Origin of the sequence: Metabacillus sp. B2-18 (genome assembly GCF_021117275.1) — a bacterium.
Taxonomy (GTDB): Bacteria; Bacillota; Bacilli; order Bacillales; family Bacillaceae; genus Metabacillus.
The window spans coordinates 1,840,029-1,861,750 of sequence record NZ_CP088245.1; the positions used below are offsets into that span (position 1 = coordinate 1,840,029).

Sequence of the window (21,722 nt, forward strand, 5' to 3'; positions counted from 1 at the left end):
ACTTCAGGAATCTAAGCCATCACTTCAGCAACAAGCAGTAGTATACCTATTTTAAGTATGACATAAAAAAATCTGAACGAATTGAATAGTTTATGCTATAAGCTACATAGATATGTAATAGGGGATTTCTTATAAATGTAAACAGGAATGATTTAATAGATAATGAATTTGAATAATGGGGGTAAAGTTAATGAATATATCCGAGTTCCAAACAAAAGATGTTGTTAATGTTTCTGATGGAAAAAAGATGGGTAACATTGGAGATTTTGATATTAATGTTACAACAGGAAAAATTCAAGCCATTATTATAAATGGTCAAGGAAGAATGCTTGGTTTTTTTGGAAAAGACGAGGAATTCGTCATTCCATGGCGAAATATAGTAAAAATAGGGGAAGATGTTATTTTAGTGAGAATGAATCGACAAATTGAGCCTCAAGATGAATAAATTGTCAATGAAAGCTAAACGTAACGGGTAATATGTGGTAAAATAAAGAGCGTTAGAACCGAATTAATGTCGAATATAAAAGGTTGAAACAATGATGACAGCAAACTCTTTTCAGTTAGAAGATAAAATGTATTTGTCAGTCAGTCCCTGGGATGGTTTAATAAAGGGTCTTTCAGTTGGGTTTACAACTAAAAACGGTGGTAATAGTGTTGAAGGATTTTCCTCTTTAAACCTGGGTCTTCACGTTAACGACCAAACCGAAATTGTTATAAAGAACAGAGATCAACTTGCAAAGGCTTTAGGATTTTCATTAGATAACTGGGTTTTTGCAGAACAAGTTCATTCCAATGTTATAAAGAAAGTGACAAAAGAGAGCAAAGGAAAGGGAATAAGTGTATATACAGATGGATTAACTGCATCTGACGGGATTTACACGTCTGAAAAGGGAATCATGTTATCTCTGTGTTTTGCAGATTGTGTGCCTTTATACTTTATTGCTCCCGAACATTCTTTAATTGGTCTTGCTCATGCTGGCTGGAAAGGGACAGTAAAGAATATTGCTGGTGAAATGATCATAAAGTGGAATAAAGACGAGGGAGTAAACCTAAAGGATATTAAAGTAGCTATTGGTCCCGCAATTAATGATTGTTGTTATATTGTTGACGAAAAAGTGATATCCTCTATAGATAAGAATATTTTAAAAGATTACCCATTGCCTTATAACACTGTATCAGAGGGGCAATACAAATTAAACCTTCCTCTACTTAATAAATACTATCTTTTTAGTGCGGGTATACCGGATGAAAATATTATAACATCCGATTTATGTACAAGTTGTGAAAGTGGACTGTTTTTTTCTCATCGTCGTGACAAAGGAAAAACAGGTAGGATGTTAAGCTTTATTGGAATAAATGAGGAGGCTCACCTGTAGAAATGAACGTGCAGGAAAATTACCGTAATATACGTAGTACAATTGAAAAAACATGTGAACGAATAGGTAGAAATGCAGATGAAGTTCATGTAGTTGCTGTAACAAAGTATGTAAGTGTTCAACGTGCTAAGGAAGCCCTTGATGCTGGAGTTAAACATCTAGGAGAAAACAGAGATGAAGGTCTTATTGAAAAAATAGAAAATATAGGAGAAGGTCCTATTTGGCACTTTATCGGTTCATTGCAAACACGTAAGGTGAGGAATATCATCAATAAAGTTGACTATATTCATTCGTTAGATCGTCTTTCATTAGCAAAAGAAATTGATAAGCGTGCTCAAAAACCTATTAAATGCTTTGTTCAAGTTAATGTTTCCGGCGAAGAAGCTAAGCATGGCTGTTCACCAGAAGATGTTTTAAAATTTATTCAAGCATTATCAGAGTATCCTAACATTATTATTATTGGATTAATGACAATGGCACCATTAACTGAAGACCATGATGTTATTCGAGGCTGTTTTAAACGATTAAAACAGCTTCAGCAAGATGTACAAGCATTACAACTCCTATCGGCGCCTTGTATGGAATTATCAATGGGTATGTCTAATGATTATGAAATAGCGATTGAAGAAGGTGCTACTTTTATTAGAATTGGCACTTCTCTCGTTGGAAATGAAATTGGAGGTGTATAAGATGTCAATCAAAAATAGATTTAAAAGTTTTTTTGCATTAGAAGATGAAGAATATGAATATGATGAAAATGAGGGATATGATGAAGAGTTTGAAACAACTCAACAGCAACAACAACCCTTGGCAGCTAAACATCCATCTCAACCAGCAAAGCAAAATGTGGTGAGTTTGCAAAGTATTCAAAAATCCTCTAAAGTTGTTTTAAGTGAACCAAGAGTGTATGCTGAAGCTCAAGAAGTTGCAGATCATTTGAAGAATCGCCGTGCGGTGGTTGTTAATCTTCAAAGTATACAAAGAGATCAGGCGAAAAGAATTGTTGATTTTTTGAGTGGTACGGTATACGCAATTGGTGGAGATATTCAGCGAATTGGAATGAACATTTTTTTATGTACTCCTGATAATGTTGATGTTTCAGGCTCCATATCTGAATTAGTAACAGAAGATGATCATCAAAGGTGGTAGACAAACATGGGTATATTATTTAGTTTACTCTCTACATTAATTACTTTTTATTCGTATGCGTTAATTGTTTACATATTACTTTCTTGGTTTCCAGGGGCAAGGGAATCAGGATTTGGGCAATTTTTAGCAAAAATTTGTGAACCATACTTAGAGCCCTTCCGAAAATTTATTCCACCACTTGGTATGATTGATATTTCACCGATTGTTGCAATTTTAGCTCTACGATTTGCTCAGTATGGAATTGCTTCGATCTTCAGAATGATTGGCTAAGGGACTATAATTAGTCCCTCTTTTTCATTTATGTAAAGAAATATATTGGAGTTGGGTTATGGATCATATATATCAACATTTTCGCAATGAAGAGAAACAATTTATTGATCAAGTTTTAGAGTGGAAGGATACTGTTTTAAATCAATATAGCCCAAAGCTTACTGATTTTTTAGATCCACGCGAGCAAGAGATTGTAGCATCAGTAATAGGTGAAAATCTGGATATAAAGGTGATGTTTTCTGGTGGTGTTCAGGATACCGAAAGAAAAAGAGCTTTTATTTATCCGGATTATTGTCAGCCACTTGAAGAGGATTTTCAGTTAACACTTTTTGAAATTCATTATGCAAGTAAATTTGTTTCTTTACAGCATAGACAAGTATTAGGTTCTTTAATGAGTTTAGGTCTAAAGAGATCTAAATTCGGAGATATACGATTTTACGAAGAAGTTGTTCAATTTGTGTGTGCAAGTGAAATTGCCGATTATTTGCGTGCTAATTTCCATGAGATTGGCCGAGCCAAAGTTACTCTCAAAGAAATGAATGTAGAAAAACTTATTCCTCATGTTGAAGATGTACAGGAAATAGTAACAACGGTATCTTCTCTTAGACTAGATGTGGTTTGTTCAGCTATTTATACTATTTCACGACAAAAGATTCAACCGTTAATTACAAATGGACTCGTAAAAGTGAACTGGAAAACAGTAGACTCGGTCTCATTTGAATGCCGGGAAGGGGATACTCTCTCAGTCAGAGGTTTTGGAAGGAGTAAACTCGTTTCAATGGAAGGAAAAACAAAAAAAGACCGATTTAGAGTTATCATTCATAAACAAAAATAAATGACCCGAAATAGTTTAGAAAAGATTGAAACATAAAATTATTTTAAGAAAAAACAGGAATTTCAACAAACCTGTCGAAATATGATTTATAATGTTGACAAGGATTAACTATTTCACTACATATTGGAGGTGGCACCCGTGCCTTTAACACCGTTAGATATCCATAATAAGGAATTTAATAAAGGGTTTCGTGGATATGATGAAGATGAAGTTAACGAGTTTTTAGATCAGGTTATCAAAGATTATGAAATGATTATCAGAGAAAAGAAAGAGCTTGAATCTCGTGTTACAGAACTAACAGAGAAACTCGGTCACTTTACTAATATTGAAGAAACGTTGAATAAATCGATCATTATAGCACAAGAAGCAGCGGAAGAAGTGAAGCGGAATGCTCAGAAAGAATCAAAGCTGATTATTAAAGAGGCTGAGAAAAACGCGGATCGAATTATTAATGAATCCTTATCTAAATCAAGAAAAATTGCTATGGAAATTGAAGAGCTAAAAAAACAGTCAAAAGTATTCAGAACCCGTTTCCAAATGCTTATAGAGGCACAGCTCGACCTGCTTAAAAATGATGATTGGGATCATTTATTAGAATACGAGGTTGAGCCTATTTTTGGAGAAACAGAAGAATCCAAAAGTTAAACTTGACTTTTTTAATTTCAATCGCATATAATACGAAAACATAGATATGTTTTTGCTCTAATAATACAAATACTAAATATAACTGTGATAGGGACAGTAGTCTTTTATTTTCTTTATATTAGCGAATCGAGGATGGTGTAAGCTCGACATAAAGATAAAAGATGAACATCACCCTTGAGTTCCAGGCTGAACATGTTACCATTAGTAAGCTGTGGCGTATATATTCACGTTACGAATACTAGAGTGGATTAAAGTAGTGTATTTAATCTAGTAGGGTGGTACCGCGAGAAAACCTTCTCGTCCCTTTTGGGATGAGAAGGTTTTTTGTGTTGTATTAGATAGAATTTTTAAAACATTTACTTATTTTGATCAACAATTCAATGAAAAAAGAGCTATTAAAATAACTGGAGGAATTAGTGATGGAATACAAAGATACCCTTCTGATGCCGAAAACTGAGTTTCCAATGCGTGGAAACCTACCTAACAGAGAGCCGTTAATGCAAGAAAAATGGGATAAGATGAATATCTACGAAATGGTACAAGAACGAACAAAAGATCGTCCACTTTTTGTTTTACATGATGGACCTCCATATGCAAATGGAGACATTCATATGGGGCATGCATTAAATAAAATCTTAAAGGATTTTATTGTGCGTTTTAAATCTATGAGTGGCTATTGTGCACCTTATGTTCCTGGCTGGGATACACATGGTTTACCAATTGAAACAGCTCTTACAAAAAATAAGAAAGTAAAAAGAAAAGAGATGTCTGTTGCTGAGTTTCGTAAGCTTTGTGAGGATTACGCTTGGGAACAAATTAATGGTCAACGTGAGCAGTTTAAACGCTTAGGGGTTCGTGGGGATTGGGAAAACCCATATGTAACTTTGAAGCCTGAATATGAAGCACAACAAATTAAAGTTTTTGGTGAGATGGCGAAAAAAGGCTATATTTATAAAGGGTTAAAACCTGTATATTGGTCACCATCAAGTGAATCAGCACTCGCTGAAGCAGAAATTGAATATCAAGATAAACGCTCTCCATCGATTTATGTTGCCTTCCCTGTAAAAGATGGAAAAGGCGTTTTATCTCATGATGAGAAAATTATCATTTGGACAACAACTCCTTGGACAATGCCAGCAAATTTAGGAATTTCAGTACATCCAGAGTTAGAATATAGTGTTGTAGCTGCTAATGGTGAAAAGTATGTTGTTGCGTCTGAACTAGTTGAATCTGTTGCATCAACTATTGGTTGGGAAAGTTATGAAGTTGACCGCACATTAAAAGGTATTGAACTAGACCGTGTAACGGCAAAACACCCAATTTATGACCGTGAATCACTTGTTATGCTAGGTGAGCATGTTACAAGTGATGGAGGAACAGGTTGTGTTCACACTGCTCCAGGTCATGGAGAAGATGACTTTATTGTAGGACAGCAATATGGACTAGATGTATTATGTCCAGTTGATGAAAAAGGATATATGACAAAAGAAGCACCAGGGTTTGAAGGGCTTTTCTATGATGAAGCAAATAAGCCAATCACTGAAAAACTTCAAGAAGTGGGCGCATTATTGAAGCTTCAATTTATTACACACTCTTATCCGCATGATTGGAGAACGAAAAAGCCAACAATATTCCGTGCTACTGCTCAATGGTTTGCGTCAATCAAAGATTTCCGTGAAGATCTTTTAAAAGCTGTTAATGATACAAAATGGGTCCCGGCTTGGGGGGAAACTCGTCTTTACAACATGGTTCGTGATCGTGGAGATTGGTGTATTTCCCGACAACGTGCATGGGGTGTACCGATTCCTGTGTTTTACGCTGAAAATGGTGAGCCGATCATTACGGATGAAACAATTGAGCATGTTTCAAACTTATTCCGTGATTATGGGTCTAATATTTGGTTCGAACGCGAAGCAAAAGACCTTTTACCAGATGGCTTTTCACATGAAGGAAGCCCTAACGGTAAGTTTACAAAAGAAAATGACATTATGGATGTTTGGTTTGATTCAGGATCTTCCCACCAAGCGGTACTTTTAGAAAGAGAAGATCTCCAAAGACCTGCAGACTTGTATTTAGAAGGATCTGACCAGTATCGTGGTTGGTTTAACTCTTCTTTATCAACGGCAGTTGCTGTGACTGGCAAAGCTCCGTATAAAGGTGTTCTAAGTCATGGTTTTGCTCTTGATGGTGAAGGGCGTAAAATGAGTAAATCTTTAGGGAATACTGTTGTACCTGCTAAAGTTATGAACCAATTAGGTGGAGATATTCTTCGTCTATGGGTTGCTTCAGTTGATTATCAAGCAGATGTTCGTGTTTCTGACGCAATTTTAAAACAAGTTGCTGAGGTTTACCGTAAAATTCGTAATACATTCCGTTTCTTACTAGGTAACTTAAGTGATTTTAACCCAGCAACTGATTCGGTTAGCTTAGAGAACCTTAGAGATGTAGATCGATATATGCTTGTAAAACTAAATAAGCTAACAAAACGAGTAAAGGAAGCTTATGAACAATATGAATTTGCTGCGATTTATCATGCTGTTCATAATTTCTGTACGATTGAATTAAGCTCATTCTATTTAGATTTTGCAAAAGATGTACTTTATATTGAGTCAAAAGAAAATCAGGAACGTCGTGCGATTCAAACTGTACTACACGAAACATTATTATCACTTGTTAAATTAGTAACACCAATTCTTCCGCACACTGCCGATGAAGTTTGGGAGCATATTGATTCTGTAACAGAAGAGAGTGTGCAGCTTGTTGACATGCCGGAAGTAAAAGAATATGAAAAATCAGATGAACTTGAGAAAAAATGGGATGCATTTATGACATTGCGTGATGATGTTTTAAAAGCATTAGAAGTGGCTCGTAATGAGAAAGTAATCGGAAAGTCGTTAACAGCAAGTATTGCTCTTTATCCAAATGCGGAGTCAAAAGCATTACTTGATTCAGTTGATGAAGACTTAAAGCAATTATTTATCGTTTCAGGCTTTACTATTGCTGGGGATTTTGACAATGCACCTGAAAATGCTCAGGTCTTTGATACAGTGAAAATTGTGATAACACCAGCAGAAGGTAAAACATGTGATCGTTGTTGGATCGTTACACCAGAAGTTGGTCAAGTTGAAGAACATCCAACACTATGTCAGCGATGTGCTTCAATTGTTAAGGATCATTATTAAGATTTAATAAGAGCCTATTTCTTTAATGTGTTAATTGCCTATTAAAGAATAGGCTCTTTTTCTTTTGTACATAACTATGTCAAATCCTAAAAAGTATAGTCTACAGACTATATCCGGAAGTATAAAGCCCAATTTCACAGAAAAAGGTTTTAAAGAGTAAATTCATGGGTAAAAAATACTCATTCAGACAAATGGAAAGAAAGTTAACAAAGTTAGCAGCCATTACAATCACAGGAAAATTCTTATCAGGGTGAGCAATGGATTTTTCGGGCAAAACTAATGTTAACATCATGAGAAGGATAAGGAGTTGTCCATCTTGAATAAATTTTCTGGTATTCGTTACGAATTACAATTGATGAGAGAAGAACTGCGAGCTAGATTATTCAATCACAGTTTGTTTGATATGACTTTAGACGAAGATTACAATAAAAGTCATACATTAATGCATCATATTAAAGAGGAACTTCAAGATGTAGAACGTGCCTTAATGAAAATTGAAAAAGGACTTTACGGGTATTGTGAAGATACCGGTGAAGAAATTCCTTTTGAAAAATTAAGGATACTCCCAACAGCAAGAACAAAATACGATTTCTTTTTTCAAGAATTATTTGAACGAAAATCTCTCCCTCAACACGACTATACTCATGAAGAAACTTATATCACAGGCAGTGATTTCTGACCATCATTGATTTTTGCAACAGCCCAAATTACTTTTTAATTTGGGCTGTAATAATTAATAAATTGTTTTATACAAGCTATACTTCTCCTAATAACTTACGCTTTTGTTCTGATTATGGTACAATTTCTTAGGATAAACCCGAAAATAGAAATTAGAAAGTTGGGGGAAGAACGTGTATTATTACATAATTGCTGCTGTAATTATTTTAATTGACCAAGTCACGAAGTGGTTAATCGTAAAAAACATGCAAATTGGTGAGAATATTACTGTAATAGAAAATTTCTTCTACATTACATCCCATCGGAATCGCGGAGCAGCTTGGGGAATTTTGGAAGGGCAAATGTGGTTTTTCTATATTATAACGGCTGTTGTTATAGTAGGGTTAATTTTTTATATTCAAAAACATACAAAGAATAATAAGGTAATGGGTGTGGCGCTTGGCTTTATGCTAGGTGGTGCAATTGGTAATTTCATTGACCGTTTATTTCGGAAAGAAGTTGTCGATTTTATTAATACATACATTTTTTCTTATGACTTCCCAATTTTCAATATAGCAGATTCTGCTCTTTGTATTGGGGTAGCTTTATTATTTATTCATATGTTGTTTTTTGAAGGGAAACAAGAGAAGGAGCAAGCATAAATGGACATCGTTGAATTACAAGTTAGTGAAGAGCATAAAAACGAACGAATTGATAAGTTTTTGTCTACTTCAAACGAAGAATGGTCAAGAACTCAAGTTCAAATTTGGATAAAAGATGGTTTTGTGAAGGTAAATGAAAAGACCATTAAGACGAATTACAAATGTCAAGTGGATGATAAAGTAGTTTTAGAAATACCTGACCCAGAACCTCTTGATGTAGTAGCCGAAGAAATGGATCTTGATATATATTATGAGGATCAAGATGTGTTAGTTGTTAATAAACCAAAAGGAATGGTTGTTCATCCAGCACCTGGTCATATGAATGGTACCCTTGTTAACGGTTTAATGGCACATTGCAAGGATCTTTCAGGGATCAATGGCGTTTTAAGGCCGGGAATAGTCCATCGAATTGACAAAGACACTTCCGGATTATTAATGGTTGCTAAAAACGATATGGCACATGAATCTTTAGTTCAGCAGCTTGTCGACAAAACGGTAACAAGACGTTATAAAGCAATTGTACATGGCAGCATTCAACATGATCATGGAACAATCAATGCACCAATTGGCCGTGATAAAACAGATCGTCAGAGTATGACGGTAACAAATGTTAGCAGTAAAGAAGCAGTCACACATTTTCATGTGTTAGAGAGATTTGATAACTTTACGTATATCGAATGTCAGCTTGAAACTGGAAGAACCCATCAAATTCGTGTCCATATGAAGTATATAGGCTTTCCGTTAGTTGGTGATCCGAAATACGGGCCGAAAAAAACACTAGACATAAATGGACAAGCACTTCATGCAGGTATCCTAGGGTTTGAACACCCTCGGACTAAAGAATATCTTGAGTTTGAAGCGCCATTACCTAATGAATTTGAAGAAGTATTAAATAGTATTAAAAATAATCGTTGACACATTTCTACATGTTTGTCATAATGTAATTAACTTAATAAGAACCTTTAACACAGTCCCGTGAGGCTGAGAAGGAAAACGGATAAAGACCATAGTCTATATTGGCTTAGTCTAGCTATGTCTTCGTTAACCCTCTCATAAAATCGGTGAGAGGGTTTTTCGTTTTTCAAGGTTATATTTTGAATTTCTACATGTGGAGAAACGAAAGGAGATTATAAAATGTCTCAAAAAGCAGTTTTATTAGATGAACAAGCAATTCGTCGTGCTTTAACAAGAATTGCTCATGAAATTATTGAGAGAAACAAGGGAATTGAAGACAGCATTTTAGTTGGCATTAAAACAAGAGGGATTTACCTCGCCAATCGACTTGCCGAACGAATTGAACAAATAGAAGGTAAAAAAATCGCAATTGGTGAACTGGATATAACACTATATCGTGATGATCTTACGAAGAAAACAGAAGACCTAGAACCGCTTGTAAAAGGTTCTGATATCCCTGTAGATGTAACAAATCAAAAAGTGATTTTGGTTGACGATGTACTATATACTGGCAGAACTGTTAGAGCTGCGATGGATGCACTTGTTGATATTGGAAGACCTGCAAATATACAACTAGCTGTATTAGTTGACAGAGGACACCGTGAACTTCCGATAAGAGCAGATTATGTAGGGAAAAACATTCCAACATCGAGCTCAGAAAAAATTGTCGTTGAATTAAATGAAGCTGATAAAAAAGACCAAGTAACTATTCACGAAAATTAAATAAAACCCTTTTAAGAACAGTCCAGAGAGGCTGCAAAGGGGCGCACATTGGAAGGTGGTCATTAGAATAATGATTGCTGGCCTCTTTGTACCTCTTTGCCTTAGGATTAAGCAAAGAGGTTTTTTTATGGACATAAAAAGCGTTACTTGAGTGAATGGTCGGAAACACAATTCAAAGATTACCGCTATTATAATAAAATTACGATTCTTTCACACATTATAACTAACAAGAATGATGCATATTGGAGGACATAACATGAAAGAAGATCAAATTGTTTTAGATGTAAAAGATACACCAAAACCAATGACCTGGCTTGCACTTAGCTTTCAACATTTGTTTGCCATGTTTGGCGCAACAATTCTAGTACCATTTTTAGTGGAGCTAGACCCAGCTGTAGCACTTATCTCAAGTGGATTAGGAACTATTGCATTTTTACTCATTACAAAAGGTCAGGTACCAGCGTATTTAGGATCGTCCTTCGCATTCATTACGCCAATTATTGTGGCAAAATCAACAGCAGGTGTTGGAGCTGCGATGGTAGGGAGCTTCTTAGCTGGTCTTGTATACGGAATTATTGCTTTACTTATTAAAGGGACTGGTCATAAATGGATAATGAAAATACTTCCGCCAGTAGTTGTAGGACCTGTCATTATCGTTATTGGATTGGGATTAGCAGCAACTGCGGTAGGTATGGCGACAAATAACCCTGCCGGCGATTATAGCTTAAAACATTTCTCGGTTGCGTTGGTAACATTGTTAATCACAATTTTATGTTCAATCTTTCTAAAAGGATTTTTCAACTTAATACCAGTACTTATTGGAATAGCAGGCGGCTATTTCTACTCACTAGCGATTGGAATTATTGATTTTTCAAGCGTAATAGCAGCAAACTGGATTCAAGTACCAAACTTTGTTATACCTTTTGTAAACTACACTCCATCAATCACACTTGATATTGTATTACTTATGGTACCTGTAGTTGTCGTAACAATCTCAGAACATATTGGACACCAACTAGTTTTAGGGAAAGTTGTTGGAAGAGATTATATTGAAAAACCAGGCTTACATCGTTCGATTTTAGGAGATGGTGTAGCTACAATGATTGCTGCTTTAATCGGGGGACCACCGAACACAACATATGGAGAAAACATTGGTGTTCTGGCAATTACAAGAGTTTATAGTGTGTTTGTTATTGCAGGAGCCGCAGTACTAGCCATTTTGTTTGGATTTATTGGAAAGATATCAGCATTTATCAGTTCAATCCCGACACCTGTTATGGGTGGAGTATCCATTCTTCTATTTGGTATCATCGCATCATCTGGATTACGTATGATGATTGACAGCAAACTTGATCTTGGAAATAAACGAAATTTAATTATAGTGTCTGTTATATTAGTAATTGGAATTGGAGAAGCAACGCTTAAGATTGGGAATTTCGACCTTCATGGGATGGCATTAGCAGCAATAATTGGTATTGTATTAAATTTAGTTCTACCTTATGATAAGGACGAATCAATTAATAATGAAACGGCATAAGAAAATGGCTTAGATCTTTTAAAGAAAAGTCCAGAGAGGCTTAAAAGGGTGTAAGGCAAACAAAGGTATCTCTATACCTTCATTTGCTCTACCTTCAAACACCCTGATTTAGTAAATCAGGGTGTTTTTCTATAAAAAGAGACTTATTAAAACAAGATTATAGGAGTGGTTGGGCATGTCAAATCTATTAACTATGAACCAGCTTACAAATGAAGAAATTCACGCCATCTTAGAGGATGCAGAGCAGTATAAATCAGGGCAAGGTTGGAAGGCTCTAGATACAGTGTTTGTCTCAAATTTGTTTTTTGAGCCAAGTACAAGAACAAGATTCAGCTTTGAAGTAGCTGAAAAGAAGTTAGGGCTTCAAGTCTTAAATTTTACAGCAGAACATTCTAGTGTGCAAAAAGGTGAAACTTTATATGATACGGTTAAAACTCTTGAGTCAATTGGGGCAAATGCAGTAGTCATTAGGCATCAACAAGATCACTTTTTTGATGATTTGGTCGGAAAGGTATCAATACCAGTGATTAATGCAGGAGATGGTTGTGGTCATCACCCTACACAATCATTACTTGATTTACTAACAATTAAACAAGAGTTTGGACAGTTTAAAGATTTGACAATATCAATACATGGTGATATTCGACACAGTCGTGTTGCAAGGTCAAATGCGGAAGTATTAACAAGGCTTGGAGCAAGGGTGTTATTTTCTGGACCTGCTAAATGGCAAGATCCATTAAACACATATGGAGAATATGTCGAAGTTGACGAAGCAATCCAACAGTCAGATGTTGTGATGCTTCTTAGAATACAGCATGAGCGACACGAAGAAAAAGCATCAGCACAAGATTATCTACAGCAATATGGTTTAACAAAAGAAAGAGAAAAACAAATGAAACAACATGCCATTATCATGCATCCAGCTCCAGTAAATCGTGGTGTTGAAATTAATGGTGATTTAATAGAATGCGAACGTTCTAGAATATTTAAACAAATGGAAAATGGTGTTTTTGCTAGAATGGCTGTTTTAAAGAGAGCTTTACAACAAATTGAGCAAAATCAGGAGGTAATGAAACATGCTATTTATTCTTAAAAATGGATTAATTTTAGATGAGCTTGGTGAGTTGAAAAAGTCTGATGTGAAGGTGGAAGACGGAGAGATACTTGAGATTGGAGAAAATCTTTCTACAGACGGATGTGAAATCATTTCAGTTGATGGAAAGTTGGTTTCAGCAGGTTTTATTGACCTTCACGTCCATCTAAGAGAGCCAGGTGGCGAGCACAAAGAAACAATCGAAACAGGTACACAGAGTGCAGCAAAAGGCGGATTTACAACAATAGCTCCAATGCCAAATACTCGCCCAGTTCCTGACACCAAAGAGCAAATGGAATGGTTGCAAAATCGAATTAAAGAAACAGCTGTTGTGAAAGTTCTTCCATATGCTTCGATTACAACAAGACAGTTAGGTGAAGAATTAACAGACTTCCAAGGATTAAAAAACGCAGGTGCATTTGCCTTCACGGATGATGGTGTTGGTGTACAATCTGCTGGCAAAATGTTAGAAGCAATGAAACAGGCAGCTTCGATCGGTGCAGCAATTGTGGCACACTGCGAAGAAAATACATTAATTAACAAAGGTTCAGTACATGAAGGTGAATTTTCTAAAAAACATGGTATTAATGGGATTCCTTCTGTATGTGAGTCTGTACATATCGCGAGGGATATCCTTCTAGCGGAAGCTGCAGGCTGCCACTATCATGTGTGTCATATCAGTACAAAAGAGTCTGTACGTGTAGTAAGAGATGCAAAACGTGCCGGAATAAACGTAACAGCTGAAGTAACACCACATCACTTATTATTATGTGAAGAAGATATTCCTGGCCTTGATCCGAATTTTAAAATGAACCCTCCTTTAAGAGGAAAAGCAGATCAAGAAGCTTTAATAGAAGGATTATTAGATGGAACAATTGACTTTATTGCAACAGACCATGCACCACATGCAGCAGAAGAAAAAGCAGAAGGCATGCAGTTAGCACCATTTGGAATTGTGGGATTAGAAACAGCATTTCCACTACTTTATACACATTTCGTACTAACGAAGAAATTTACACTAAAGCAACTTGTAGACTTCTTGACAATTCAACCTGCAAAAGCATTTGGATTATCTGGAGGAGTGCTTGAAGTTGGAGCTGCTGCTGATATTACAGTGGTAGATTTGGAAACAGAATCATCAATTAACCCAAGTGAATTTTTATCAAAAGGCAAAAATACACCATTCACAGGCTGGACTTGCAAAGGTTGGCCAACCACAACAATCGTAGATGGAAACATTATATGGGAAAAGGGAGGCATCACAGTATGAAAAGACAACTAATCTTAGAAGATGGAACAGTATTTTTGGGTGAAGCATTTGGAAGTGATAAGGAAAATTTTGGAGAAGTAGTATTTAACACAGGAATGACAGGATACCAAGAAATCCTTTCAGATCCATCATATTGTGGACAGATCGTCACTTTAACGTATCCTTTAATCGGAAACTATGGTATTAACAGAGATGATTTCGAAACAATTACGCCATTTATAAACGGATTTGTTGTAAAGGAATTCTGTGACTATCCTTCTAACTGGAGAAGTGAATATACAATTGATGAGTATTTTAAAATGAAAAACATCCCTGGAATCTCAGGCATTGATACTCGTAAGCTTACAAGAATTATTCGTATGCACGGTACATTAAAAGGAGCAATTTGCTCAGCAGATGCAAACCCTGAAGAAGTCATTAGTAAGCTAAAAGGAACACAACTTCCTACAGATCAAGTACAAGTTGTTTCAACAAAAACAGCCTATCCAAGCCCAGGCAGAGGACATCGTGTAGTGTTAGTTGATTTTGGAATGAAGCATGGTATTTTAAGAGAATTAAATAAACGTAACTGTGACATTGTTGTTGTACCTCATAATGTAACAGCCGAGGAAGTACTACAACTTAAACCAGATGGTATTATGCTATCAAATGGTCCAGGAGATCCAAAAGATGTACCAGAAGCAATTGAAATGATCAAAGGAATTCTTGGTAAAGTTCCATTATTCGGAATTTGTTTAGGTCACCAATTATTTGCCTTAGCTTGTGGTGCAGATTCAGAAAAAATGAAATTCGGTCATCGTGGGTCAAACCACCCGGTAAAAGAATTAAGCACAGGGAAAGTTGATATTACTTCACAAAACCATGGATATACAGTTAGAGAAGATTCAATTAAGGATACAGATTTAGAAGTAACACATGTTGCATTAAATGATGGAACAGTAGAAGGTCTCAAACATAAACAAGCACCTGCATTCACAGTTCAATACCATCCAGAGGCTTCACCAGGCCCTGAGGACGCGAACGGATTATTTGATCAATTTATAAACTTGATGAATGAAGCTAATAAGAAAGAAGGGGTTCTATAATGCCAAAACGTACAGACATCAATAAAATTCTTGTTATCGGTTCAGGTCCAATCGTCATTGGTCAAGCAGCAGAGTTTGATTATGCTGGAACACAAGCATGTATCGCATTAAAAGAAGAAGGATATGAAGTAGTTCTTGTTAACTCAAACCCAGCAACAATTATGACGGATACAGAAATTGCAGATAAAGTATATATCGAGCCTCTTACGGTTGAATTTTTAAGCAACATTATTCGTAAAGAACGTCCAGATGCCCTTGTTCCAACTTTAGGAGGGCAAACGGGTCTTAACATGGCCGTTCAATTAGCAGAATCAGGTGTACTTGATGAATGTGGAGTGGAAATTTTAGGTACTAAGCTTTCCGCAATCCAACAAGCAGAAGATCGTGATTTATTCAGAAGATTAATGAATGAATTAAATGAGCCTGTACCTGAAAGTGAAATTATCCATAACTTAGATGAAGCTTTTGCGTTTGTTAATCAAATCGGATATCCAGTTATCGTAAGACCTGCCTATACATTAGGTGGAACTGGTGGAGGTATTTGTGAAAATGAAGAAGATCTTATCGAAATTGTTACAAGTGGATTAAAAAACAGCCCTGTAACACAATGTCTTCTTGAAAAAAGTATTGCTGGATTTAAAGAAATTGAATATGAGGTAATGCGTGACTCAAATGACCATGCCATTGTTGTTTGTAACATGGAAAACTTTGATCCAGTAGGTGTTCATACAGGTGACTCAATCGTTTTTGCACCAAGTCAAACGTTAAGTGACCGTGAATATCAAATGCTGCGAAACGTATCATTGAAGATTATCCGTGCATTGAAAATTGAAGGTGGCTGTAATGTTCAGCTAGCACTTGATCCAGACAGCTTTAAATACTACATTATTGAGGTTAACCCACGTGTAAGTAGGTCATCTGCGTTAGCTTCTAAAGCAACTGGATATCCGATCGCTAAATTAGCAGCGAAAATTGCTGTTGGTTTAACACTAGATGAAATGAAAAACCCTGTTACAGGGAGAACATATGCATGCTTTGAGCCAGCATTAGATTACATCGTATCAAAGATCCCACGCTGGCCATTTGATAAGTTTGAGTCTGCAAACCGTCGTTTAGGAACTCAAATGAAAGCCACTGGTGAGGTTATGGCGATCGGTCGTACACTTGAGGAATCACTCTTAAAAGCAGTTCGTTCACTCGAGTCTGATGTAGATTATCTTCGTTTAAAAGATGCTGAACAATTCACAGACGAACTAATTGAAAAGCGTATCCGTAAAGCTGGTGATGAGCGCCTATTTTATATCGCTGAAGCTCTTAGAAGAGGTGTTACGAAAGAAACCATTCATGAGTGGAGCCAAATTGACTTATTTTTCTTAATGAAGATTGAAAAAATTATTGCATTTGAAAAAAATCTTCAAGAAAACCCTTATGAATTAACAACATTACAAACAGCTAAAGAAATGGGCTTTGCAGATTCTGAGATTGCTAAGCTTTGGAATACAAATGATCGTGAAGTTTATGAATTAAGAAAACAAGCAGATATTATCCCAGTTTATAAAATGGTTGATACATGTGCAGCGGAATTTGAATCTGCAACACCATACTTCTATGGATCATATGAAGACGAAAACGAATCAATTGTAACTGAGCGTGAAAGTGTTGTTGTTTTAGGCTCAGGTCCAATCCGAATCGGTCAAGGTGTGGAGTTCGATTATGCAACAGTTCACTCTGTATGGGCAATTAAAGAAGCAGGGTATGAAGCAATCATTGTAAATAACAATCCCGAAACAGTTTCAACAGATTTCAGTATTTCTGACAAGCTTTATTTTGAACCATTAACAATTGAAGATGTTATGCATATCATCGATTTAGAAAAACCAAAGGGTGTTGTTGTTCAATTCGGTGGTCAAACAGCTATTAATTTAGCGGATGAGTTACAAGCTCGAGGTGTAAAAATACTTGGAACATCTTTGGAAGATTTAGATCGTGCGGAAGATCGTGATAAATTCGAACATACTTTAGCTACTCTAGGAATTCCTCAACCACATGGAAAAACAGCTACTTCTGTAGACCAGGCTGTGAAAATTGCAGAAAACATTGGTTATCCAGTATTAGTAAGACCATCTTATGTACTAGGTGGACGTGCAATGGAAATTGTTTACCAAGAGGCTGAGCTTTTACACTATATGAATAATGCGGTAAAAATAAATCCGCAACATCCTGTATTAATTGATAAATATTTAACAGGTAAAGAAATTGAAGTTGATGCAATTTCTGATGGAAAAACAGTTCTTATACCTGGAATTATGGAGCATATTGAACGTGCAGGTGTTCACTCAGGAGATTCAATCGCTGTATACCCACCGCAATCTTTATCTGAAGAAATTAAAAATAGTATTATTGACTACACAATTAAACTGGCTAAAGGGTTAAATATTATTGGATTGTTAAATATCCAATTCGTATTATCAAAAGGAGCGGTTTACGTACTAGAAGTAAATCCTCGCTCAAGTCGTACGGTACCATTCCTAAGCAAAATTACCGGAGTACCGATGGCTAATTTAGCAACAAAAGTAATACTTGGTGCAAAACTTGAGGAACTCGGCTATGAAACAGGATTACATCCAGAAAGTGAAGGTGTGTATGTAAAAGCTCCTGTCTTCTCATTCGCTAAGTTACGCCGAGTGGACATCACATTAGGACCAGAGATGAAATCAACAGGAGAAGTAATGGGTAAAGATATTACTCTTGAGAAAGCTCTTTATAAAGCACTTGTTGCATCTGGTATTCAGATTAAAAACCATGGATCAGTTTTATTAACAGTAGCGGATAAAGATAAAGAAGAAGGTTTAGAGATTGCTAGAAGATTCCACCAAATTGGATATCAAATTCTTGCGACAAGTGGAACAGCAGATTATTTAAGAACCTACAATATTCCGGCAAAAGTTGTTAATAAAATTGGTGCTTCTGAACCGAATTTATTAGATGTTATTCGTAAAGGTGAAGCACAATTTGTGATCAATACGTTAACAAAAGGAAAACAGCCTGCTAGAGACGGATTTAAAATTCGCCGTGAATCAGTAGAAAATGGAATTCCTTGTTTAACTTCATTAGATACAGCAGTTGCCATTTTACGTGTATTAGAGTCGATGACATTCTCTACAGATACGATGCCAAAGATCAACAAGCAGCTAGAGGTGAGCTTAACGTGATAAAAAAAGAACTAATGGTCGTGACAAAACACGAAAAAATTGCAGAACATATTTTTCAGCTAACACTACAAGGTGAACTTGTTTCAGAGATGGGTAACCCAGGTCAGTTTGTTCATTTAAAGGTGTCTGAGGGTAGCACCCCTTTATTAAGAAGACCGATTAGCATTTCTGAAATTGATAAAGATAAAAAGCAATTTACAATGATATATAGAGCAGAAGGGGCTGGTACTCAGCTCCTTTCTAAAAAGGTCGTTGAAAACGTAGTGGATGTTTTAGGACCATTAGGAAATGGATTTCCAATTAATCAAGTTGAGAGTGGACAAAATGCTTTGTTAGTTGGTGGAGGAATAGGTGTTCCTCCCTTGCTTGAACTATCAAGACAATTAGTCGCAAAGGGTGTAAAGGTGCAGCATGTTTTGGGCTTTCAAACAAAAAATGCTGTTTTTTTAGAAGAAGAGTTTTCTAAACTTGGAACAACGGTTATAACAACCGATGATGGTTCTTACGGATATAAGGGATTCGTTACTGATGCCATTAAAGATTACGACCTACAATTTGATACAATGTTTACTTGTGGTCCAACACCAATGTTAAGAGCACTAGAAAAGCTTCATGGACATAAACCTTTGTTTCTATCATTAGAAGAAAGAATGGGCTGTGGAGTTGGAGCTTGTTTTGCGTGTGTTTGTCATACCGGAGATGACCCTACTGGAACAAGTTATAAAAAAGTATGTAGTGATGGGCCTGTGTTTAAGGCTGGAGAGGTGGTTTTATAACATGCTAGACATCAACTTACCCGGTTTGTCACTTAAAAATCCTATCATGCCTGCATCAGGATGCTTTGGCTTTGGTAGAGAATATAGTAAGTTTTATGACTTGAGTCAGCTTGGATCAATAATGATTAAAGCCAGTACACAGGAGCCCCGATTTGGTAATCCTACTCCTCGTGTAGCTGAGACAGAAGCAGGCATGTTAAATGCTATTGGACTACAAAACCCCGGTGTTCATAAAGTCATTTCAGAAGAGCTTGCTTGGCTTGAGCAGTATGATGTTCCGATTATCGCAAATGTAGCAGGCTCTCAAATTGAGGACTATGTATATGTCGCAGAAAAGATCAGTCAGGCAAACAATGTACATGCTCTTGAATTAAATATTTCATGTCCTAATGTAAAAACAGGTGGCATTGCATTTGGAACAATTCCTGAAGTTGCAGCACAGTTAACAAAAGCTGTGAAAGAGGTATCAGCTGTACCTGTTTATGTGAAATTATCACCTAACGTTGCGAACATCGTTGAAATGGCAAAAGCTATTGAAGATGCAGGTGCTGATGGTTTAACAATGATTAACACTTTAATAGGAATGAGACTTGACCTTAAAACAGGTAAGCCAGTTATTGCAAATAAAACTGGTGGGTTATCAGGTCCAGCTATTAAACCAGTAGCTATACGCATGATTTATGAAGTAAGTCAAGCTGTATCAATTCCGGTCATTGGCATGGGTGGCGTGCAAAACGTTGATGATGTGATTGAATTCTTATATGCTGGAGCAAGTGCTGTTGCTGTTGGTACTGCTAATTTTGTTAATCCATTTGTATGTCCGGAAATTATCGAGCAGTTGCCAGCAAGATTAAATGAACTTGGTTTTGAACATGTTACGGAATGTATCGGAAGGAGTTGGAAGGCTAATGCAAAGACCGCTCATTATAGCTCTTGATTTTAAAGATCAGCAAGAGGTAAAAGAATTTTTACAGCACTTTCAACAAGAACAGTTATTTGTCAAGGTAGGTATGGAATTATTTTATCAGGAAGGTCCTGAGATTATTTCCTATCTTAAAAAACTTGGCCACAACATCTTTTTAGACCTAAAGCTTCACGACATTCCGAATACAGTTAAACAAGCAATGCGTGGGTTAGCCAAGCTTGATGTGGACATTGTAAATGTGCATGCTGCAGGCGGAAAGAGAATGATGGAAGCAGCTATTGAAGGACTTGAGGCAGGAACTCAAGAAGGTAAAAAAAGACCAATATGTATTGCTGTTACTCAGTTAACTAGTACTTCTCAAGATATGATGCATGAAGAGCTATTAATTAATGAAGATATCAATAATGTTGTTCTTCATTATGCACAAATGGCAAAAGAAAGCGGCTTAGATGGAGTGGTTTGTTCTACTCATGAAGTAGAAACATTAAATGCAAAGCTTGGATCTTCTTTTATGACTGTCACACCGGGAATTCGTTTGAAGGAAGATTCGACAGATGATCAAACTAGAATAGCTAGTCCAGACCAAGCACGTCGTCTAGGTTCGACAGCTATTGTAGTCGGAAGAAGCATAACAAAACAAAACAATCCATATGAGGCATATTTAAAAGTGAAAAAAGCTTGGGAGGAATCAGAGGAATGAAACAAACGATTGCAAAAAACCTATTAGAAATTAAGGCAGTTTATCTCCAACCAAATGACCCCTTCACTTGGTCCAGTGGATTAAAGTCACCAATTTACTGTGATAATCGTCTTACATTATCATTTCCTTCTATTCGTACTCAAATAGCTGAAGGTCTTATTGATTTAATAAAAGAGCATTACCCTGAGGTTGAAGTGATCGCAGGGACTGCAACTGCAGGTATCCCTCACGCTGCATGGGTAAGTGATAAAATGGATTTACCAATGGTTTATGTTCGAAGCAAGGCAAAGGGACATGGTAAAGGAAATCAAATTGAAGGACAAGTTAAGCGAAATCAGAAGGTAGTGGTTGTGGAAGATTTGATTTCAACTGGCGGAAGTGCCATTACAGCTGTTGAAGCTCTTCGTGAAGCAGGCTGTGAGGTTTTAGGGATCGTAGCGATTTTTACATATGATCTTGCACTTGGAAAATCAAAACTGGAAGAAGCGAATATTAAAGCACAATCGTTATGTGACTATAACACTTTAGTTGAAGTTGCTGCTAAAGAAGGTTATGTAACAGAGCAGGACATTAGTAAATTAAAAATGTGGAGAGAAGATCCATCTTCTGAACGCTGGCTTAATGTATAACAAATAAATGTAAGTAAAAAGCGTCTTTTATCGTATGCTCAA

At 36.3% G+C, this 21,722-nt stretch carries 21 protein-coding genes and 1 other annotated feature; all 21 genes read left to right on the forward strand.

Annotation, left to right across the window (positions count from 1 at the left end; genetic code table 11):
• Positions 1-175 precede the first annotated feature (175 nt).
• The 21 genes from LPC09_RS09230 to pyrE all read left to right on the forward strand — a co-directional run bounded on the left by LPC09_RS09230 (position 176) and on the right by pyrE (position 21,680).
• A complete protein-coding gene (locus tag LPC09_RS09230) occupies positions 176-445 on the forward strand; it encodes a YlmC/YmxH family sporulation protein (RefSeq protein WP_098796211.1) in 270 nt (89 codons plus the stop codon).
• Positions 446-539: 94 nt separating this feature from the next.
• Positions 540-1,376: a peptidoglycan editing factor PgeF gene (pgeF, locus tag LPC09_RS09235; RefSeq protein ID WP_098796212.1), complete on the forward strand. Its 837-nt coding sequence runs from the start codon at positions 540-542 to the stop codon at positions 1,374-1,376.
• A gap of 2 nt (positions 1,377-1,378) precedes the next feature.
• The gene (locus LPC09_RS09240; protein ID WP_098796213.1) at positions 1,379-2,065 is read left to right on the forward strand and encodes a YggS family pyridoxal phosphate-dependent enzyme; all 687 of its coding nucleotides are present in this window, start codon (positions 1,379-1,381) and stop codon (positions 2,063-2,065) included.
• Position 2,066: 1 nt separating this feature from the next.
• The gene (locus LPC09_RS09245; RefSeq protein ID WP_141549661.1) at positions 2,067-2,525 is read left to right on the forward strand and encodes a cell division protein SepF; all 459 of its coding nucleotides are present in this window, start codon (positions 2,067-2,069) and stop codon (positions 2,523-2,525) included.
• A 6-nt stretch (positions 2,526-2,531) separates the two neighbouring features.
• Positions 2,532-2,795: a YggT family protein gene (locus tag LPC09_RS09250; protein WP_098796214.1), complete on the forward strand. Its 264-nt coding sequence runs from the start codon at positions 2,532-2,534 to the stop codon at positions 2,793-2,795.
• 58 nt (positions 2,796-2,853) lie between these two features.
• The gene (locus LPC09_RS09255) at positions 2,854-3,630 is read left to right on the forward strand and encodes a YlmH family RNA-binding protein (RefSeq protein WP_098796215.1); all 777 of its coding nucleotides are present in this window, start codon (positions 2,854-2,856) and stop codon (positions 3,628-3,630) included.
• Between the two features lie 138 nt (positions 3,631-3,768).
• A complete protein-coding gene (locus LPC09_RS09260) occupies positions 3,769-4,275 on the forward strand; it encodes a DivIVA domain-containing protein (protein WP_098796216.1) in 507 nt (168 codons plus the stop codon).
• Positions 4,276-4,350: 75 nt separating this feature from the next.
• Positions 4,351-4,583: a binding site (T-box leader), on the forward strand.
• 111 nt (positions 4,584-4,694) lie between these two features.
• Complete coding sequence (gene ileS, locus LPC09_RS09265) at positions 4,695-7,457, forward strand: isoleucine--tRNA ligase (RefSeq protein WP_231309457.1); 2,763 nt, start codon at positions 4,695-4,697, stop codon at positions 7,455-7,457.
• Between the two features lie 355 nt (positions 7,458-7,812).
• On the forward strand, positions 7,813-8,136 hold the full coding sequence (locus LPC09_RS09270; RefSeq protein WP_098796373.1) for a TraR/DksA family transcriptional regulator: 324 nt from the start codon (positions 7,813-7,815) through the stop codon (positions 8,134-8,136).
• A 172-nt stretch (positions 8,137-8,308) separates the two neighbouring features.
• Positions 8,309-8,776, forward strand: a complete 468-nt coding sequence (gene lspA, locus LPC09_RS09275; protein ID WP_098796218.1) for a signal peptidase II — start codon at positions 8,309-8,311, stop codon at positions 8,774-8,776.
• Positions 8,777-9,691 (forward strand): RluA family pseudouridine synthase, encoded by a 915-nt coding sequence (locus tag LPC09_RS09280; protein WP_098796219.1) that lies wholly within the window; start codon positions 8,777-8,779, stop codon positions 9,689-9,691.
• Positions 9,692-9,910: 219 nt separating this feature from the next.
• Positions 9,911-10,453 (forward strand): bifunctional pyr operon transcriptional regulator/uracil phosphoribosyltransferase PyrR, encoded by a 543-nt coding sequence (gene pyrR, locus LPC09_RS09285; RefSeq protein WP_098796220.1) that lies wholly within the window; start codon positions 9,911-9,913, stop codon positions 10,451-10,453.
• Positions 10,454-10,709: 256 nt separating this feature from the next.
• The gene (locus LPC09_RS09290) at positions 10,710-11,990 is read left to right on the forward strand and encodes a solute carrier family 23 protein (protein WP_231309458.1); all 1,281 of its coding nucleotides are present in this window, start codon (positions 10,710-10,712) and stop codon (positions 11,988-11,990) included.
• Between the two features lie 175 nt (positions 11,991-12,165).
• Entirely contained in the window at positions 12,166-13,083 is a 918-nt protein-coding gene (locus LPC09_RS09295; RefSeq protein ID WP_098796222.1) for an aspartate carbamoyltransferase catalytic subunit, read from the forward strand.
• Positions 13,067-14,353 (forward strand): dihydroorotase, encoded by a 1,287-nt coding sequence (locus LPC09_RS09300; protein ID WP_231309459.1) that lies wholly within the window; start codon positions 13,067-13,069, stop codon positions 14,351-14,353. The genes LPC09_RS09295 and LPC09_RS09300 overlap by 17 nt, the downstream gene beginning before the upstream one ends.
• Positions 14,350-15,438, forward strand: coding sequence for a carbamoyl phosphate synthase small subunit (locus LPC09_RS09305; protein ID WP_231309460.1), 1,089 nt, complete (start codon positions 14,350-14,352; stop codon positions 15,436-15,438). The genes LPC09_RS09300 and LPC09_RS09305 overlap by 4 nt, the downstream gene beginning before the upstream one ends.
• The gene (carB, locus tag LPC09_RS09310) at positions 15,438-18,650 is read left to right on the forward strand and encodes a carbamoyl-phosphate synthase large subunit (RefSeq protein WP_231309461.1); all 3,213 of its coding nucleotides are present in this window, start codon (positions 15,438-15,440) and stop codon (positions 18,648-18,650) included. The genes LPC09_RS09305 and carB overlap by 1 nt, the downstream gene beginning before the upstream one ends.
• Positions 18,647-19,426 carry a dihydroorotate dehydrogenase electron transfer subunit gene (locus LPC09_RS09315; protein WP_231309462.1) on the forward strand — a complete coding sequence of 260 codons (780 nt, stop codon included), beginning with the start codon at positions 18,647-18,649 and terminating at the stop codon, positions 19,424-19,426. Before carB ends, LPC09_RS09315 begins: the two co-directional genes overlap by 4 nt.
• Position 19,427: 1 nt before the next feature.
• A complete protein-coding gene (locus LPC09_RS09320; protein WP_098796227.1) occupies positions 19,428-20,363 on the forward strand; it encodes a dihydroorotate dehydrogenase in 936 nt (311 codons plus the stop codon).
• The gene (gene pyrF / locus LPC09_RS09325; RefSeq protein WP_098796228.1) at positions 20,335-21,051 is read left to right on the forward strand and encodes an orotidine-5'-phosphate decarboxylase; all 717 of its coding nucleotides are present in this window, start codon (positions 20,335-20,337) and stop codon (positions 21,049-21,051) included. The genes LPC09_RS09320 and pyrF overlap by 29 nt, the downstream gene beginning before the upstream one ends.
• Entirely contained in the window at positions 21,048-21,680 is a 633-nt protein-coding gene (gene pyrE, locus LPC09_RS09330) for an orotate phosphoribosyltransferase (protein WP_098796229.1), read from the forward strand. The genes pyrF and pyrE overlap by 4 nt, the downstream gene beginning before the upstream one ends.
• The last annotated feature ends 42 nt before the right edge of the window (positions 21,681-21,722 follow it).

Bases quoted from the DNA above. Each gene is read 5' to 3' on its own strand.
- LPC09_RS09230 (WP_098796211.1), top strand. From the start codon at position 176: ATGGGGGTAAAGTTAATGAATATATCCGAGTTCCAAACAAAAGATGTT.
- pgeF (WP_098796212.1), top strand. From the start codon at position 540: ATGACAGCAAACTCTTTTCAGTTAGAAGATAAAATGTATTTGTCAGTC.
- LPC09_RS09240 (WP_098796213.1), top strand. From the start codon at position 1,379: ATGAACGTGCAGGAAAATTACCGTAATATACGTAGTACAATTGAAAAA.
- LPC09_RS09245 (WP_141549661.1), top strand. From the start codon at position 2,067: ATGTCAATCAAAAATAGATTTAAAAGTTTTTTTGCATTAGAAGATGAA.
- LPC09_RS09250 (WP_098796214.1), top strand. From the start codon at position 2,532: ATGGGTATATTATTTAGTTTACTCTCTACATTAATTACTTTTTATTCG.
- LPC09_RS09255 (WP_098796215.1), top strand. From the start codon at position 2,854: ATGGATCATATATATCAACATTTTCGCAATGAAGAGAAACAATTTATT.
- ileS (WP_231309457.1), top strand. From the start codon at position 4,695: ATGGAATACAAAGATACCCTTCTGATGCCGAAAACTGAGTTTCCAATG.
- LPC09_RS09270 (WP_098796373.1), top strand. From the start codon at position 7,813: ATGAGAGAAGAACTGCGAGCTAGATTATTCAATCACAGTTTGTTTGAT.
- LPC09_RS09280 (WP_098796219.1), top strand. From the start codon at position 8,777: ATGGACATCGTTGAATTACAAGTTAGTGAAGAGCATAAAAACGAACGA.
- pyrR (WP_098796220.1), top strand. From the start codon at position 9,911: ATGTCTCAAAAAGCAGTTTTATTAGATGAACAAGCAATTCGTCGTGCT.
- LPC09_RS09290 (WP_231309458.1), top strand. From the start codon at position 10,710: ATGAAAGAAGATCAAATTGTTTTAGATGTAAAAGATACACCAAAACCA.
- LPC09_RS09295 (WP_098796222.1), top strand. From the start codon at position 12,166: ATGTCAAATCTATTAACTATGAACCAGCTTACAAATGAAGAAATTCAC.
- LPC09_RS09300 (WP_231309459.1), top strand. From the start codon at position 13,067: ATGCTATTTATTCTTAAAAATGGATTAATTTTAGATGAGCTTGGTGAG.
- LPC09_RS09305 (WP_231309460.1), top strand. From the start codon at position 14,350: ATGAAAAGACAACTAATCTTAGAAGATGGAACAGTATTTTTGGGTGAA.
- carB (WP_231309461.1), top strand. From the start codon at position 15,438: ATGCCAAAACGTACAGACATCAATAAAATTCTTGTTATCGGTTCAGGT.
- LPC09_RS09320 (WP_098796227.1), top strand. From the start codon at position 19,428: ATGCTAGACATCAACTTACCCGGTTTGTCACTTAAAAATCCTATCATG.
- pyrF (WP_098796228.1), top strand. From the start codon at position 20,335: ATGCAAAGACCGCTCATTATAGCTCTTGATTTTAAAGATCAGCAAGAG.
- pyrE (WP_098796229.1), top strand. From the start codon at position 21,048: ATGAAACAAACGATTGCAAAAAACCTATTAGAAATTAAGGCAGTTTAT.